Genomic DNA, 16969 nt, shown 5'->3' on the forward strand with positions numbered 1-16969 from the left:
GCGCCTTCGATCGAAGGACTCGCCGTCCGCCACTCCCGGGGGCGTGGTCTGGCTTCAAATTTTCAAATTCGAAGCACCAAGTACCAAACAAATTCGAATGACCGAAATTTGAATGTTCGAAACGACAGCAGGCGAGCACATTCTCGCCTGTTGTCGTCCCGGCCTCCGAGCCGGGACGACACGTCGGGGAATCCCCCACCCTGTCGTCCCGGCCGGAGCGTAGCGGAGAGCCGGGACCTCGCACGCCAGGCATCTGTACGGCCCGACTGAAAGCCACCGAAATGTTGCGAGGTCCCGGATAGCCACGCGCTAACGGCATTCCGGAACTCCTTCTTTCGCCTGACGGCGAAAGCCGGGCCTCCTCCATTGCCTGCGCTGCGCGGCTTCCGGGACGATAGGGTGTTGCCTCACCAAATGTGGAACGCCATGCGGCAGAATGAGGGACCATGAATCGCGTACTCGACATCGAAGACCTGCGTTTCACCTGGCCCGGCCAGGACGAGGCGGTGCTGGCGATCGAGCGGCTGACGATTGCGCCGGGGGAGAAGCTGTTTCTTCACGGGCCAAGCGGTTCGGGCAAGTCCACGCTGCTTGCCGCCATTGGCGCACTGGTGGTGCCGCAGGCCGGGCGCATCGAATTGTGCGGGCAGGATTTATCGTCGCTGTCGCGCGGCGGTCGCGATCGGTTCCGGGCCGATCATCTCGGCGTGATATTCCAGCAGTTCAACCTGCTGCCCTGGCTGGACGTGACCGCCAACGTGACCCTGCCGTGCCGTTTCTCCAGGGCGCGCGCCCGGCGCGCCGGTGATGTCGAGGCTGCGGCCGCACGCCTGCTTGAAGGGATGGATCTTGAATCCTCGTTGTGGCATCGCCGGGCCGACCAACTCAGCGTCGGCCAGCAGCAGCGCGTGGCCGCGGCCCGGGCCCTGATCGGCCAGCCCGACCTGGTGCTGGCCGATGAGCCGACGTCTTCACTGGATGCCGATCGGCGCGATCGCTTTCTCGATTTGCTGTTCGAGCGTATCGAGGAAGCCGGCAGCGCCCTGTTGTTCGTCAGCCACGACCGGCAATTGGCCGTACGCTTCGACCGCGTCGTCGATCTGCCGGAAATCAACCGGGCGGCGATGCCGGCATGACCCTGCTGCGCCTGGCTTGGCATTCCCTGCTCAATCGCCGAACAACGGTGATGCTCACGATCTTCACCATCGCCCTGTCGATTGCCCTGCTGGTGCTGGTCGAGCAATTGCGTCAGGACGTGCGTGACGGTTTCTACCGCTCGGTCTCGGGCACCGACATGATCGTCGGTGCGCGCACGGCACCCGTGCAGTTGCTGCTCAATACCGTCTTCGGTATCGGCACGCCCGGCAACAGCATTTCGCACGAGACCCTCGAACACATCCGGGACCAGCGTATGGTCGAGTGGACCATCCCGCTCTTGATCGGCGACAGCCATCGGGGCGAGCGCGTGATCGGCACCACGCAGGATTTCTTCGAGCACTATCGCTATGCCGACCGCCAATCGCTCGAGATGGCTGCCGGTGAACCTTTCGCGGACCTGTTCGACGTGGTTATCGGGCACCAGATCGCCCGTCGATTCGGATATTCCGTGGGCGACGAGATTCACCTGGCTCACGGTGGCGGTAACGTCAGCCTCCACGAGCACGAGGCCCATCCCTTCACCGTACGCGGCGCGCTCGAACCCACCGGCACGCCGGTCGATCGCAACCTCTACATCCCGGTCAACGCCTACGGCGTGATTCACGTCGGCTGGGAATCGGGTGTGCACCGACCGGGAAGCGGGCTCGATCCCGACGAGGCGCGCGAACAAGCCCACGAACACGAACCCGAGGAAATCTCCGCCGTGCTGGTCGGCCTGACCACCCCGGCGGCGGTATTCGGACTTCAGCGCGACCTCAATGAATACGAGGCCGAACCGCTTACGGCATTGATGCCCGGAATCACCCTGCAGCAACTCTGGCGACTGACGGGCGTGGCCGAACTGGTACTGCGCGCCGTCGCCGTGCTGGTGGTGATCACCGGCCTGCTCGGCATGGTCACGGTGCTGCTGACCACGCTCAACGAGCGACGCCGGGAGATGGCCATTCTCCGCGCCAATGGCGCGCGCGCCTGGCAGATCGCCGCCCTGCTGGTCTTCGAGGCCGGCCTGATCGTCGCCGGCGGTTTGTTGCTGGGCATCCTGCTGGCCTTCGGCGCAATCTACGCGCTCGGGCCGTGGCTGCTGGAGGTTTTCGGCCTGGCTGTCGGGGTGACCCTGCCCGAACCCTGGCAATGGGCGGTACTCGGCGGTATCTTCGTGATCGGCTTGCTGGTCGCGCTTGCCCCGGCCATCATGGCCTATCGCCGTACCCTGGCCGACGGCATGCAGGTTCGGCTTTGAACCCACCACCGTATTAGACTGTCTGCATACTAACCAAACCGAAGCAGTGAACGGGAGTTTCATGAATCGAACGATGATCCGGATCGTCGCGGCCTTCGGCCTGTTGTGGGCCGCAAGCGCGTTGGCCAACGACGTGCAGGAGGTCGAATGGATGGACCTCATGCCGGAAGCGGAGCAGAAGGCCTGGGACGAGGCTTCCAACAATGTCGATCATTCCGGCTACGCCTCGGCTGAGGAGTTCCAGTCCTGGGAAACCGTGGGTGAACTCGACGGCCAGAAGTTGCGTATTCCCGGCTTCGTTGTGCCGGTCGAAACCGACGGCGAAGGCAAGCTCGAAACCTTCTTTTTGGTACCCTATTTCGGCGCCTGCATTCACGTGCCCCCGCCGCCGGCCAACCAGATCATCTACGGCCGCCTCGAAGAACCCATCGAGATGGTCAACATCTGGGACGCCTTTTACATGGAAGGCACGCTCAATATCGAGGAAGTGTCCAACGAAACCGCCGACTCCGCTTACACGATGGCAGTGGATTCGTTGAAGCCGTACTCCGGTTAGGAGTGCGGTAGAAAGCTTACAAACCATTTGGCCACGGAAAACACGGAAGGCACGGATTCAGAAAATATCCTGCACAAGAACTTTCCTTTCTTGAGAAGCTGTTTCCGTGCATTTCCGTGTCTTCCGTGGTTACAGTTGTTTAGATTTTTATCTGCGAACTCCGCGTCTGTGTGGATCTGCGTGAGACCCAACTAGCAACGAAGAACATCGAGGGCATCGATATGAAGCGAATACTTCTCACTTTGTTACTCCTCCTTCCCATCCTGGCACTGGCCCAGGACGACAATGCTGACGATGACCGCAAGGTTCTCTCGGCCGAAGTGTTGTGGGAACTGGACCGCATCGGCTCGCCCGCGATCTCGCCTGACGGTGACTGGGTCGTCGCGCCGGTGACCGACTACGACGTCGAGGAAGACGAGGGCGAGACACGGCTGTGGCTGTTCGCGGCCGACGGCTCGGTCGAACGGCCTCTGACGGTTGAGGGGCAGGACGCCTCCAGCCCGGCCTTCTCGCCAGACGGTGATCAGCTGGCTTTTGTCGCCAAGCGCGGTGACGACGAGGAAGGCCAGATCTACCTGATCAATATGGACGGCCCCGGCGAGGCGCAACGCCTCAGCGACGTGCCCACGGGTGCGAGTGCGCTCAAGTGGGTCGGTGAGCATATCTACTTCGTCTCCAGCGTCTGGCCTGACAAGGACTGGGAGGCGATGGAAGAGAAACTCGAGGAGGAAGAGGAATCCAAGGTTTCCGCCCGCCAGTGGAACGCCCTGCCTTATTCGTCCTGGGATCACTGGATCGAGGAAGATCGGCAGAACCACGTCTTTCGAATCCCGGCCGACGACGGTGAAGTGGAGCCGCTTACACAGCCGCTCGGCCGACAGCTTTCCCGTTCGGGCGCCGGTGCCGGCAGCTACGACATCCATCCCGACGAGACGCATATCGCCTTCGTTTCCGATCGAAAGCGTGACGGTGTCGATCCGGACTACGACGTATTCCTGGCCGAGGTCGGCAGCGAGTCGGCGGAGAATCTCACCGCGGAAAACGAAGCCAATGACGGCACGCCGATGTTCAGCCCCGACGGCGAAACCCTGGCCTACCTCAAGCAGAACATTCCCGGCTTCTACGGCGACACGCAGAACATCATCCTCGTCGATCTCGATTCGGGTGATGAGCGCAACATCACCGCGGACTGGGATCGCTCGGCCTCGGGCCTGGTCTGGGCGCCGGATGCCGACGGCTTCTACGGCAGTATCCAGGACGAGGGCACGGTACGCGTATTCTTCATCGACGCGCAGGGCCGCCAGCCGCGCGCGATCACGACCGACACAAGCTACGGCGATCTGGCCATTGCCGATAACGGCACGCTGGTCGGTACCAATCAAAGCTTCCTCTATCCGCCGCGCCTGGTGCGAATCGATACCGACAGCGGCGAGACCGATCGCCTGAGCACCATCAACAAGGAACTGCTGGATTCGCTCGATGCCGGCAGCTACGAGTCGGTGACCTATACCGGCCACGACGGTGCCGAAATCCAGATGTGGGTCAACTATCCGCCGGGTTTCGACGACAGCAAGGAATACCCGCTGTTCCTGCTCATCCATGGTGGCCCGCACGGATCGATCAACGATGTCTTCCACTTCCGGTGGAACGCGCAGACTTTCGCGTCCTGGGGTTACGTCACGGCCTGGCACAACTTCCACGGCTCGTCGGGTTTCGGCCAGGATTTCGTCGACTACATCAATCCGGACTGGATCACCGCGCCCTACAACGACACCATTGCCGCGGCCGAGTGGTTCGAGGACGAGGACTGGATCGACGAAGATCGCATGGTTGCCGGCGGCGGCAGCTATGGCGGCTACCTGTCTTCGATCCTGCTCGGCAAGGCGCATCCCTTCAATGCGCTGATGATCCACGCGCCGGTCTACAACATGTATTCGCAGATGGCCGCGGATTTTGCCGTGCACGCCCAGCGTTTCGGCAATTTCTGGGAAGCCCCCGAGATCTACCAGGAAATCTCGCCGCATTACTATGCCGAGAACTTCGACACGCCGGCCTTGATCATCCACGGCCAACAGGACCTGCGTGTGCCGGTCGGCCAGAGCTTCGAGTTGTTCCGAACCTTGCAGAGCAAGGACATCGAATCGCGTCTGATCTACTTCCCGGACGAGAATCACTGGGTGCTCAAACCCAACAACTCGTTGTACTGGTACGAAGAAGTCCGGAAGTGGTTCGCCGACTTCGCCGAGCCAGGTGCTAAGTGATGAACACTATTGCAACCACGGAAAGCACGGAATTCACGGATCAAAAGAATTCTTCCGTGTTCTTCCGTGCCTTCCGTGGTTCCCTGTTGATGCTGATCGCGGTGCTGCCCTGGCCGGCCATGGCAGCGGTCGATGTGGCCGGGCTGGATGTGGCCGCCATCCAGGCGGGTTACGAGCGCGGTGACTTTACCGCTGAAGCAATTACCGCCGCCTATCTCGACCGGATCGAAGAACTCGATCGCTCCGGCCCGATGCTCAACGCGGTTCGTCACGTCAACGAAGATGCCCTTGAGCGGGCTGCCGCACTGGATCGCGAACGGGCCGAAGGCAAGGTTCGGGGCCCGCTTCACGGCATACCGGTGCTGATCAAGGACAACATCGACACCGCCGACATGCCGACCACGGCCGGCAGCATCTGGCTCGAAGGCGTGATTCCCCCGAAGGATGCCTTCATCGTCGAGCGTCTGCGCGAGGCCGGCGCGATCATCCTGGGCAAGACCAACCTGAGCGAGTGGGCCAATTTCCACTCGAGCACCTCGTCCAGCGGCTGGAGTCGGCTCGGCGGCCAAGTCAGGAATCCCTATGGCGAGGGCCGCAATCCCTGCGGTTCGAGCGCTGGCTCCGGCGTGGCGGCCGCGGCAAGCCTGGCGGCCCTGGCCATCGGCACCGAGACCAACGGCTCGATCGTCTGCCCGTCCAACGCCAACGGTATCGTCGGTCTCAAGCCCACGGTGGGACTGTGGAGCCGTAGCGGCATCATCCCGATTTCACACACCACCGACAGCGCCGGCCCGATGACGCGTAGCGTGCGCGATGTGGCGGTACTGCTTGGCGCTTTGGCGCACGAGGATCCGATTGACGACAAGACTGTCGGCGATGACGTTGTTCGCCATGACGACTACACGCAGTTTCTCGATGCCGGTGCGCTGAAGGGCAAGCGCCTGGGTCTGTGGACCGGCCCGACCGAACAAAACCATCGGGTCGAGGCATTGACGCGCGAAGCCGTTTCGACACTCGAAACTGCCGGGGCCGAAGTCATCGAAATCGATACCATCACCGAGGAGAACATTGGCGGCGATGCCTTCAATGTGTTGCTCTACGAATTCCATCACGGCATGGATGCCTACCTTGCCGCACTGGGTGAGCGTGCGCCGTTCGAGAACTACAAGGACCTGGTCGAAGCCGTACGCAATGATCCGGAATCAACGGCGCGCTTCGATCGTTCGCTCCTGTTCCAGGCCGCCGAAAAGGAAGATATCGAAAGCAAGGAATACCTAGAAGCCCTCAAGCGCATGCTCGAGTACAGCCGCGAGAAAGGTATCGACCGCGTACTCGCCGAACATGAACTGGACGCCGTCATCGCACCCACCGGATCACCGGCCTGGATGACCGACCTGGTGCTGGGAGACAACTTCCAGCTGGCCAGTTCCTCGCCTTCGGCCCGGGCGGGCTATCCGATCATCACCGTGCCGATGGGGCAGATCGAGGGATTGCCGGTGGGGTTGTCCTTCTTCGCCTCGGCCTGGAGCGAACCGAAGTTACTGGCACTGGCCTATGCCTACGAGCAGGCAACGAAGAAACGCGTGCCGCCGGAGCTGTAGCCAGATTCGGGGGTTGCCTACTGGTCGTCCTGAAAATCTCTAAAACGCAAAGACGCGAAGCAGCGAAGAGCGCAAAGGAAAACCAGAATTCATTTTCTCTTAGCGTTCTTTGCTGCTTCGCGTCTTTGCGTTTTAGAGATTTTGCTTTTTTTGGATCAGTTTTCCAAGGCCTGATTCAGATCGGCCCAGATTTCGTCCACCCCCTCGATTCCAACCGACAGCCGCATCAGCCGATCGTCGATGCCGAGTGCCTGACGCTTTTCGTCGGTGAGCTTGGCGTGGCTCGTCTTCGACGGCTGGGAAATCGTCGACTCCACACCACCGAGGCTGATGGCCGGGGCGATCATTTGGAGTCGCTCAAGGAATGCCTCCGGGTCGATCGAGTCGGCCAGCCGAAACGTCAGCATGCCCCCGAAACCGCTCATCTGCTTCGCCGCGACGGCATGCCCCGGATGGTCGGGCAGGCCCGGGTAGCGCACTTCGGCAATGCGCGAATCGCTGTCGAGGCGTTTCGCCAGATCGCCGGCGTTCCCGGATGCGCGCTCGACGCGTACGGCCAGGGTCTTGATCGAACGTTCCAGCAGGGCCAGGTCCTGGCCGTTGAGGGTCGCGCCCAGGCGGACGATGTTGGGGTGGATGCGATCAATCAGCTCCTTCGAGCCGGCCAGAGCCCCGCAAAGCAGGTCGGAATGCCCGCCCAGGTACTTGGTGGCCGAGTGCATGATCAGCTCGAAGCCGTGTTCGGCCGGACGCTGCAGGACGGGGGTGGCGAAGGTGTTGTCGATAAAGCTCACCACGCCATGCTGGCGCGCGATGCCGGCCGTGGCCGCCAGGTCGACGATCGAAAGCAGGGGGTTGGTCGGGGACTCGACCATCAACAACTGTGTCTTGTCCTCGAACAACCCGGCCAGTGCATCCGGATCGCCATCCCACGTTGAAAAGTGCATCCCCAGGGGCTCGAGCAAGCCTTCGATCAGGTCCGTCGTGCCGCCATAGAGTCCGTCGAGAATCACGGCGTGTTCGCCGGGCTTCATCAGGCTGAGAAAGACGGCGCTGATCGCTCCCATGCCAGAAGCGGTGACCCGTGCCGCTTCCGTGCCCTCGAGCGCCGCGAGCTTCCCGGCGACCACGTCGTGATTGGGCGCGTTGACGTAGCGTGGGTAACGAACGCCCGACTGACGATAATCGAAGGCGGTGCTGGTCACGATGGGGCTGTTGAGCCCGAAGCGGCTGTCGTGATGCTGTTCGCCGGCGTGAACGCAGGCGGTCTCAATTGAGGCTTTTCGGGTCATGGTCTCGAACGGTTGAGGTTGCCGAAACTATTTACTTCCCGCCGCGCAAGGCCATGATGAGGCCCACGACCAGCGCCGCCCCGCCACCGAGCAGGTACCAGGTGGTTTCGTCGGTGAAGCGACCGGTAAAGGTTTCGTGGACTTCTTCGGCAAACGAGCCGGTGGCCTGCAGGCCGAAGAACAGCAGTCCGCCGCCGACGATAATGAGGATGATGCCGATGATCCGATTGGTGCTCATGGATTTACCTCCTTGGTGAATCCCCCTGCCCAGAGCATAGCCCGCGCCGTGCCGACCTGTACAGCGTGGAGCATGCCGGGGCAAGGCCGATGGGACCACATGGTTGTTGGCAGCATCGAACGGTTTCTGGCAATCAACGCTGGCATCTTGGACAGAAGAAGGTGCTGCGCTGGCCGATGATCTCGCGCCGGACGGGCTCGCCGCAGCCGGGGCACGGTAAGCCTTCGCGTCCGTAGACTTTCAGGGACTGCCCGAAATAGCCGGGCGTTCCATCGCCGACCGTGAAATCCCTCAGCGAAGTGCCGCCGAGTTCGATGGCATCGGCCAGGGTCTGCCGGATGGTATCGGCCAGCACACCGTAGCGCGCCCGGCTGATGCGCCCGGCCGGCCGGCGCGGGTGAATACCTGCGTCAAACAGGGCCTCGGAGGCGTAGATGTTGCCAACGCCGACCACGGTCTTTGCATCCATGATGAACAGCTTGACCGATGCTTTTCGACCACGGCTCAAGCGCCACAGCCGCTCGCCGTGGAAATCATCGCCCAGCGGCTCGGGGCCGAGGTTGGCCACGCGCGGATGCTCGAGTGGCTGGTCTCCGCCCCACAAGAGGGCGCCGAAACGGCGCGGGTCGGTGAAGCGGATCAGGTAGCCGTTCTCGACCTGCAGGTCGACATGGTCGTGCGGTCCGGGAGCGGGGGGTTGTTGCCAGCCGCGAAAGGATCCCGACATGCCCAGGTGCCACAGCAGCGAGCCGGACTCCAGATGCCAGATCAGCCACTTTGCGCGCCGCTCCAGTGCCGTGATCGTCTGCCCGGCGATGCCGTCGACCTCCTCGGGAATCGGCCAGCGCAGCTGCCGCTGGCGAATCGTTACGGCGGCGATGCGCCGTCCCGCGACCAGCGGGCTCAGGCCCCGGCGGGTGGTCTCGACTTCGGGCAACTCGGGCATGGAATGGCGTGATCCAGGCGATGAATGGCGAAGGGCATTATCGCGCACGCCGGGTGAGTGCCTGCGCCAAATTTGACCAGCGTCTGCCCAGAATCGGGGCAGTGGTCAGGAGGTCTGTTGGGAAAAATCACTAGAAATCAGGGCATTGAAGAAATGGCACGCCGCTTGCCCTGTTGGTCAGGGACATCCACGGGAGAACCGCCATGAAATTGGTCACGGCCATCATCAAACCCTTCAAGCTCGACCCGGTGCGCTCCGCGCTGGCCGAGGTCGGCGTCACTGGCATGACGCTCACCGAGGTGCGCGGCTTCGGTCGCCAGAAGGGGCATACCGAACTCTACCGAGGCGCGGAATATCACGTCGACTTCCTGCCCAAGATCAAGCTCGAGATCGCCGTCGACAGCGGCCGCCTCGACGACGTGATCGAGGCCATCCAGTCCTCGGCCGGCAGCGGCCGAATCGGCGACGGCAAGATCTTCGTCGCCGAACTCGATCAAGTCATCCGCATTCGCACCGGCGAACGCGACCAGGACGCCATCTAGGGGAGGACCGACACAAATGGAAGCCATCATCGAAACACGCTACGCCCTCGATACCTTCTACTTCCTGGTCTGCGCCGCCCTGGTCATGTGGATGGCCGCCGGTTTCACCATGCTCGAGGCTGGACTGGTACGGGCCAAGAACACCGTCGAGATCCTGACCAAGAACGTCGCCCTGTATTCGGTGGCCTGCTTGCTGTACATGATCATCGGCTACAACCTGATGTACCCGGCCGAAGGCATCAACGGCTTCTGGCCGGGCGTCGATTGGCTGCTTTCGGCCACGGATCACGGCACTGAAGCGGTGCTCGCCAGCGACGGCGAGATCTACTACTCCCGCTTGTCGGACTTCATGTTCCAGGTCGTGTTCGTGGCCACCGCCATGTCGATCGTCTCCGGTGCGGTGGCAGAGCGCATGAAACTCTGGAGCTTCCTGGCCTTCGCCGTCATCCTGACCGGCTTCATCTATCCGGTTCAGGGTTACTGGAGCTGGGGTGGCGGATTCCTCGACGGCCTGGGCTACAGCGACTATGCCGGCTCGGGTATCGTGCACATGGCCGGTGCGGCCGCCGCGCTCGCCGGTGTTGTGCTGCTCGGACCTCGCCAGGGCCGTTTCGGCCCCGACGGCAAGGCCCGCGCCATTCCCGGCGCCAACCTGCCCCTGGCCACCCTGGGGACCTTCATCCTGTGGATGGGCTGGTTCGGCTTCAACGGCGGCTCGGAACTGGCCGTCTCCAGCGTCGAGTCGGCGAACAACGTTGCCCGAGTCTTCGTCAATACCAATGCCGCGGCAGCGGCCGGCTTGGTTGCCGCTCTGCTGGTTGCCCGCACGGCATTCGGCAAGGCCGACCTAACCATGGCGCTCAACGGCGCCCTGGCGGGCCTGGTCTCGATCACCGCCGAACCGTTGGCGCCCGCGCCGGTACAGGCCGCCCTGATCGGCCTGGTCGGCGGTGGCCTGGTGGTCGGCTCCATCGTGCTGCTCGACAAGCTGAAGATCGACGATCCGGTCGGCGCCATTTCGGTGCACGGAACATGCGGCATCTGGGGTGTGCTGATCGTGCTCTGGACCAATTCGGACGCCACATGGGGCGGGCAGCTGGCAGGGCTGGCCGTCATCGGCGGATTCGTATTCGCCATGAGCTTCGCCTTCTGGGGCATCCTCCGGGCCACCGTGGGCCTGCGGGTTCATCCCGACGACGAAGCGGCCGGTCTCGACCGGGTCGACTGCGGCATGGAAGCGTATCCGGAGTTTGCCCCGGCTGGCGGTGACTGAGGAAGCCCCTGAAAACTACTGCGCACACGACTGACGGCGTCCGGCGGTGCTCGGAATCCTCATGTATTTCACACATACACTGCGGTTCCTGCGCTCCGGCGGCCACCGCCAGTCGCGCGCTCGCTACGTTTTCAGGCACTTCCTAGGATCATGGCACCATTGAAGAGTATCCAACCAAACGGAGGCAAGATGCCCATCGAAATCGTTGAAGGAGATATCGCAAACCAACCCGGCCTCGATGCCGTGGTCAACGCCGCTAACGCGCAATTGATGCCCGGCGGAGGGGTGGCCGGCGCGCTTCATCGCGCCGCCGGCCCGGAGCTTGCCGAGGCCTGCCGGCCCATGGCGCCGATCGAGCCCGGCGAAGCGGTCATCACCGAAGCCTTCGAGTTGCCGAATCGCTGGGTCATTCATGTACTTGGTCCGCGTTATGGGCTCGACGAACCGGCCGATCGCCTGCTTGCCGACGGCTACCGCAATGCCTTGCGCCTGGCTGAGGAAAACAGTATCAAGTCGATCGGCTTTCCGGCCCTGTCGGCCGGGGCTTTCGGTTATCCGCTGGAGGATGCGGCAACCATCGCAAGCGAAACGGTTCAGGCACATGCGCCTGCGAACCTGCAGGTTCGCTTTGTGTTGTTCGACAAGAAGACCCTGAAAGCCTTTCAGCGTCTCATGGAGTGACGGGGCGCCAAGCAACCCAGCAACTGGTAAGTTTGCGAACCACCCGCCATCAGCCTGCGGAGCAGGCGGGCGGAACCGCCCTTGACGTGTCGAAGCCCGCACAGCGGCCAGTGTCACCCACCAGGTAACCAATCCCGCTGCATGGCAAAATCCCAAAACATGGATTCTCCCACCGAAACAATTGTCGCCATTGCTACACCACCGGGTCAGGGCGGTGTTGGCGTCGTGCGTCTTTCAGGTCCGGATAGCCGCGCGATTGCGGAGAAACTCGGCGGCAAGCTGCCGTCGCCTCGAAATGCCAGCTTGCGCACGTTGAGGGCCCCCGGGGGTGAAACCCTGGATTCCGGCCTGGTGATCGTTTTTCCCGGGCCGAATTCATTCACCGGCGAGGACGTCGTCGAACTGCAGGGTCACGGATCGCCAGTGGTACTGGAGATGATGGTTGCCGCCTGCGTGGAACTCGGCGCCCGGCGAGCCGGGCCGGGGGAGTTCAGCCAGCGCGCCTTTCTTAACGACCGCATGGACCTGGCCCAGGCCGAGGCCGTGGCCGACCTGATCGCCGCCGCCACCGATACCGCCGCACGCGCCGCTCACCGAAGTCTCGAAGGCGCGTTCTCCAAGGAAGTCGACGAACTTGCCGAAGCCTTGGTCGAACTACGCGTATGGGTCGAAGCCGCCCTGGATTTTCCGGACGAGGAAATCGACTTCCTGGCCGACGGTCAGGTGGCACAGCGTGTGGCCGACCTGCGTGCCCGTCAGGAAGAGTTGCTTGCCCGTGCCGGCACCGGCCGGCTGCTGTCCAGCGGGGTTCGCATCGCCATCGTCGGCCGGCCCAATGCCGGCAAGTCGAGCCTGCTCAATGCGCTCAGCCGCCATGACACGGCCATCGTCACCGAGGTTCCGGGAACCACGCGCGACGTACTGCGCGAGACCATCACCATTGCCGGTCTGCCGGTCACACTGGCCGATACCGCGGGCATTCGCGAGACCGCCGACCGGATCGAAACCGAAGGCGTTCGTCGGGCCGAACGCGAGATGCACGCCGCCGACCTCATATTCTGGGTAGTCGACGCCGCCGACCCCGAAGCCCATCCTCTGCCGGGACTTCCCGAGAATGTGCCGCTGATCCGTATCGACAACAAGATCGATCTCTTGGGGCAAGCGCCGACCAGGGAAGGGCGACACGTCCGCGTGTCGGCCAAAACCGGCAACGGTCTGGACCTGCTAGAGCAGCTGGTGGTCGAAGAACTCGGCCTGAACGAATCGGGTGGTGGCGAGTATTCCGCGCGGCAGCGACACGTCGACGCCATCGATCACGCCGGCGAGCATATCCGCCGCGGCCAGGCCGAGCTGGCCGCCAGCGGATCGGGAGAACTGCTGGCCGAGGAACTGCGCCTGGCGGCCGAAGCGCTGGGCGAGATCACCGGGCGAATGAGTTCCGACGAGTTGCTCGGTCGTATCTTCTCCAGCTTCTGCATCGGCAAATAGCGTATTTGCCGACCCGGGCCCGGCAGGCCTATACTCGAATCCGACAACCGCATAGCAAGAGGGTGATGGTCATGCACACGATTCGACAGATTCTCGCTGAGAAGGGCGATCAGATCTGGTCGGTCAGCCCGAAAGACACGGTCTACGACACCATTCGCCTGATGGCGACCAAGGGAATCGGCGCGTTGATCGTCCTGGACGACGATCAGCTCCACGGCATCGTCTCCGAGCGCGACTATGCCCGCAAGGTGATTCTTGAAGGCCGATCCTCACGCGACACCGAGGTAGGCGACATCTGTTCGAGTCCGGCCATCACCATCTCACCGAAGGCGACCGCGGAAGAGGGTCTGGCGCTAATGACCAATAAGCGCATTCGTCACTTGCCCGTCGTCGAGAAAGGCCAACTGCTGGGTGTCGTTTCCATCGGCGACCTCGTGAATGCCGTCATCGGTGACCAGAAGCAGCTGATTGAACAACTGGAACGCTACGTAACCGGCTGACCCCGGTCAGGGGAAGCAATGTCGCTGGATATAGAACAGGCATCTGCGGTCGCCAGAACCCTAGGGCTTGACGAGCACGGCCTGCACATCGAGAGGATTCCCGGCGGCGACATAGCCGATGCCTGGCTTCTTCGAGCCGCCGACTCGAAAATCTTTCTCAAGAGCCTGCCGCTGGAGCAATCCGGTCTTCTGTCAGCCGAAGCCGATGGTCTCTCGGCCCTGGCCGGGACCGGCACGATTCGTGTGCCCCGTGTTATCGGCCGCGGCATGCAGGCAGACTTTGCCTGGTTGGCGCTGGAATATCTCGAGCTCGGCCGACGAAACAGCCGCGCCGATGCCAACCTGGGTCAGCAGCTTGCGCAAATGCATCGCAGCACGGGCGAGCATTTCGGCTGGCACCGCAACAATTACATCGGCCGGACGCCACAAATCAATACCCCGGCCGGGGAGTGGGCGACCTTTTTCGCCTCGCACCGCCTGGCCGCGCAGTTCGACCGCCTGCGTCGCAACCTTCCCGACCAGGGCTGGAACGATCTCAAGCACGAGGTGATCTCCGCCTGGCAGACCGTTTCGGCCAGGCACGATCCGCCGCCATCGCTGATTCACGGCGACCTCTGGCGTGGCAATGCCGCCGCCCTGGGCGACGACGAGCCGGTCATCTTCGATCCGGCCGTTCACTACGCCGACCGTGAATGCGACCTGGCCATGGCACATCTGTTCGGCGGCTTCGACAACGCCTTCTTTCGCGCCTATAACGAGGCGTGGCCCTTGCCTGAGGGATTTGAAACCCGCCGCCATTACTACAAGCTCTACCACATGCTCAACCACGCCAATCTCTTCGGTGGGCCGTACATTGAAGCGTGCCAGCAGTTCTGCAGGCGGATCCTTTGAGAGTGAGTAACCCGGTTGGGCCATGGGATTGAGCCTTGGAAATCTCAAATTGCAAGCACCAAGTACCAAGCAAATTCGCATGTTCCAAACGGGCGAGGCGCTGACAGCCGGTTGATTGTGGGCATGCTGACTTTGGCCGCTCCGGGGAACGTCCAAGCTGCATCTTGTTAAACTAGTTACATCAGAAACCAATCCGGAGTGAAAGATGGGACTTCTCGTCGACGGGGTCTGGCACGACCAGTGGTATGACACCGAATCCACCGGTGGCCGGTTCGAGCGCGACAAGGCGGCCTTCCGTAACTGGGTCACCGCCGACGGATCTCCCGGCCCGCAGGGCAAGGGTGGATTCAAGGCGGAGCCCGACCGCTATCACCTCTACGTCGCCTACGCCTGTCCCTGGGCCAACCGTGCGCTGATCTTCCGCAAGCTCAAGGGCCTGGAAGAGATGATTCCGGTTTCGGTGGTCAATCCCCTGATGCGCGAAAACGGCTGGACTTTCCAGCCCGGTTACAAGGTCACGCCCGACCCGATTCATAACGCCGAGTTCCTGCACCAGGTCTACACCGCCGCCAAGAGCGACTATACCGGCCGCGTGACCGTGCCCGTCTTGTGGGACAAGCAGGAAAACACCATCGTCAGCAACGAATCGGCCGATATCATCCGCATGTTCAATTCGGCCTTCGACGAGGTCGGTGCCGCCGAGGGCGACTACTACCCCGAGGATCTGCGCGAAGAAATCGACGCCATCAACGAAACCGTCTACAACAACGTCAACAACGGCGTGTACAAGGCCGGGTTCGCCACCGCGCAGCATGCCTACGAAGAGGCGGTGATCCCGCTGTTCGAGACCCTCGACGAACTCGAGGCGCGTCTGGACGAGAATCGCTATCTCTGCGGGTCAAGAATCACCGAAGCCGACTGGTGCCTGTTCACCACCCTGATCCGCTTCGATGCCGTCTACGTCGGCCACTTCAAGTGCAATATCCGGCGCATCGAGGACTACCCCAACCTGTCGAACTACCTGCGCGAGCTCTACCAGGTGCCGGGTATTTCAGAGACGGTCGACTTCCACGCCATCAAGCTGCACTACTACGGCAGCCACGACACGATCAATCCGAACCACATCGTGCCGATCGGACCGGCGCTGGACTTTCATCGCAAGCACGACCGTGAGCGTTTGCCGGCTGACTGATCGGGGTCGTCTCGGATTCCTCGCTTGCGGCCGACAGCCGGTCGGTAGCGCGGCGCGAACCGCCCACTTGTGTGGCCAGGCGCCGCCGTCCCGCAGGACGGGTCGATTGCAGGGCCTGCACCAGCAAGGGCACCACGATCAGGGTCGTGCCGACCCAGAACCACAGGTCCGGCACCTCGGCGAACAACAACCAGCCGATCACGAAGGCCCAGACGATACCGGTGTATTCCGAGGCGGTCACCTGGTTGGCGTCGACGTGACGGTAGGCCAGGATCACCGTCATGTTGTAGCCCAGGATGAACAGCGCCGAGCCGAAAGCCGCGCCCAGTGAAGACACATCCAGCGGCGCGCCCTCGATGGCTGCCAGCACCAGTGCCGCGGGCAGTGCGAACAGGTAATTCAGCAGCAGGCTGTGCACCACCGACTGCTCGCGCGGCAGTTTGCGCACCAGCAAGGCGTTGACCGCCAGCGCCACGGCCAGGCCCAGCGCGGTGAAGCCGGCCAGGTTCATTTCGGTCGGGCGCAGGATGATCAGCACGCCGAGCATGCCGCCGATCACGGCGAACAGGCTCGACTTGTTCAGCCGTTCTCCGAATAACAGCACGCCGAAGACCATCACCAGCACCGGCGCGGCATAGAAGATGGCATTGGCCGTGGCCAGCGGCAGGGCGCCCAGGGCGACGACCATGCAAAGGATGCCGCCCAGGCCCACGTGCGAGCGCACCAGGTGAACGCGGGAACCGCCCCAGAAATTCTTCCAGTCCACCAGCGACAGAAACGGCACCAGCAACAGCACGGTGAATACCAGGCGCACGGCCACGAACTGGAACACCGCCAGGTCGCCGCTGGCCCACTTGATCAGCGTGTCCGAGAAGATCGCCAGCAGGTTGCCGACGACCAGCAGGAAGATCGCGCTGTTGACGGTGCGTCCGGACATGCCGTACCTCCTGTATGGACGGTGACTCAACCAATACCAGTCGTTCCGGAAACGCCGAAGGCGTTATCCGGGACCATTGCATTGAAGCTCAACCGAACCGATCGACGAGGCCCCGGATAATCATTGCGTGATTTCCGGGGCGACAGCGGCTCCGGTGGCCAACGTCGGGCTAA

At 62.6% G+C, this 16969-nt stretch carries 16 protein-coding genes; 12 read left to right on the top strand and 4 right to left on the bottom strand.

The window, feature by feature from the left end:
• Window positions 1-446: 446 nt before the first annotated feature.
• The 5 genes from DZK26_RS11525 (at window position 447) to DZK26_RS11545 (ending at window position 6816) form a co-directional block, all read left to right on the top strand.
• On the top strand, window positions 447-1136 hold the full coding sequence (locus DZK26_RS11525; RefSeq protein WP_116898857.1) for an ABC transporter ATP-binding protein: 690 nt from the start codon (window positions 447-449) through the stop codon (window positions 1134-1136).
• Complete coding sequence (locus tag DZK26_RS11530) at window positions 1133-2398, top strand: ABC transporter permease (protein ID WP_116898856.1); 1266 nt, start codon at window positions 1133-1135, stop codon at window positions 2396-2398. Before DZK26_RS11525 ends, DZK26_RS11530 begins: the two co-directional genes overlap by 4 nt.
• Window positions 2399-2459: 61 nt before the next feature.
• The gene (locus tag DZK26_RS11535) at window positions 2460-2954 is read left to right on the top strand and encodes a DUF3299 domain-containing protein (protein ID WP_116898855.1); all 495 of its coding nucleotides are present in this window, start codon (window positions 2460-2462) and stop codon (window positions 2952-2954) included.
• A gap of 221 nt (window positions 2955-3175) precedes the next feature.
• Window positions 3176-5215 carry a S9 family peptidase gene (locus tag DZK26_RS11540; RefSeq protein ID WP_116898877.1) on the top strand — a complete coding sequence of 680 codons (2040 nt, stop codon included), beginning with the start codon at window positions 3176-3178 and terminating at the stop codon, window positions 5213-5215.
• Window positions 5215-6816 carry an amidase gene (locus DZK26_RS11545; protein ID WP_220337217.1) on the top strand — a complete coding sequence of 534 codons (1602 nt, stop codon included), beginning with the start codon at window positions 5215-5217 and terminating at the stop codon, window positions 6814-6816. The genes DZK26_RS11540 and DZK26_RS11545 overlap by 1 nt, the downstream gene beginning before the upstream one ends.
• Before the next feature lie 155 nt (window positions 6817-6971).
• On the opposite strand, the gene DZK26_RS11550 is transcribed toward DZK26_RS11545, so the two are convergent.
• The 3 genes from DZK26_RS11550 to mutM all read right to left on the bottom strand — a co-directional run bounded on the left by DZK26_RS11550 (window position 6972) and on the right by mutM (window position 9292).
• Window positions 6972-8108, bottom strand: a complete 1137-nt coding sequence (locus tag DZK26_RS11550) for a PLP-dependent aspartate aminotransferase family protein (protein ID WP_116898854.1) — start codon at window positions 8106-8108, stop codon at window positions 6972-6974.
• A 31-nt stretch (window positions 8109-8139) separates the two neighbouring features.
• On the bottom strand, window positions 8140-8346 hold the full coding sequence (locus DZK26_RS11555) for a DUF3185 family protein (protein ID WP_116898853.1): 207 nt from the start codon (window positions 8344-8346) through the stop codon (window positions 8140-8142).
• A 133-nt stretch (window positions 8347-8479) separates the two neighbouring features.
• Window positions 8480-9292, bottom strand: a complete 813-nt coding sequence (gene mutM / locus DZK26_RS11560; RefSeq protein ID WP_116898852.1) for a bifunctional DNA-formamidopyrimidine glycosylase/DNA-(apurinic or apyrimidinic site) lyase — start codon at window positions 9290-9292, stop codon at window positions 8480-8482.
• 203 nt (window positions 9293-9495) lie between these two features.
• On the opposite strand from mutM, the gene DZK26_RS11565 reads away from it, so the two are divergent.
• The 7 genes from DZK26_RS11565 to DZK26_RS11595 all read left to right on the top strand — a co-directional run bounded on the left by DZK26_RS11565 (window position 9496) and on the right by DZK26_RS11595 (window position 15859).
• A complete protein-coding gene (locus DZK26_RS11565; protein ID WP_116898851.1) occupies window positions 9496-9834 on the top strand; it encodes a P-II family nitrogen regulator in 339 nt (112 codons plus the stop codon).
• Window positions 9835-9850: 16 nt separating this feature from the next.
• On the top strand, window positions 9851-11107 hold the full coding sequence (gene amt / locus DZK26_RS11570) for an ammonium transporter (protein WP_116898850.1): 1257 nt from the start codon (window positions 9851-9853) through the stop codon (window positions 11105-11107).
• Between the two features lie 189 nt (window positions 11108-11296).
• A complete protein-coding gene (locus DZK26_RS11575) occupies window positions 11297-11788 on the top strand; it encodes a macro domain-containing protein (protein WP_116898849.1) in 492 nt (163 codons plus the stop codon).
• A gap of 159 nt (window positions 11789-11947) precedes the next feature.
• On the top strand, window positions 11948-13276 hold the full coding sequence (mnmE, locus tag DZK26_RS11580) for a tRNA uridine-5-carboxymethylaminomethyl(34) synthesis GTPase MnmE (RefSeq protein WP_116898848.1): 1329 nt from the start codon (window positions 11948-11950) through the stop codon (window positions 13274-13276).
• A 71-nt stretch (window positions 13277-13347) separates the two neighbouring features.
• Entirely contained in the window at window positions 13348-13776 is a 429-nt protein-coding gene (locus tag DZK26_RS11585; protein WP_116898875.1) for a CBS domain-containing protein, read from the top strand.
• An 18-nt stretch (window positions 13777-13794) separates the two neighbouring features.
• Window positions 13795-14667, top strand: coding sequence for a fructosamine kinase family protein (locus DZK26_RS11590; protein ID WP_116898847.1), 873 nt, complete (start codon window positions 13795-13797; stop codon window positions 14665-14667).
• A gap of 205 nt (window positions 14668-14872) precedes the next feature.
• Entirely contained in the window at window positions 14873-15859 is a 987-nt protein-coding gene (locus DZK26_RS11595) for a glutathione S-transferase family protein (protein ID WP_116898846.1), read from the top strand.
• Here DZK26_RS11595 and DZK26_RS11600 read toward each other — a convergent pair.
• Window positions 15777-16796 carry a DMT family transporter gene (locus tag DZK26_RS11600; RefSeq protein ID WP_116898845.1) on the bottom strand — a complete coding sequence of 340 codons (1020 nt, stop codon included), beginning with the start codon at window positions 16794-16796 and terminating at the stop codon, window positions 15777-15779. The two genes, DZK26_RS11595 and DZK26_RS11600, sit on opposite strands and share 83 nt — an antisense overlap.
• Window positions 16797-16969 lie beyond the last annotated feature (173 nt).

It is taken from the genome of Wenzhouxiangella sp. 15190 (assembly GCF_003417465.1).
In the GTDB taxonomy this organism is placed as follows: Bacteria; Pseudomonadota; Gammaproteobacteria; order Xanthomonadales; family Wenzhouxiangellaceae; genus Wenzhouxiangella.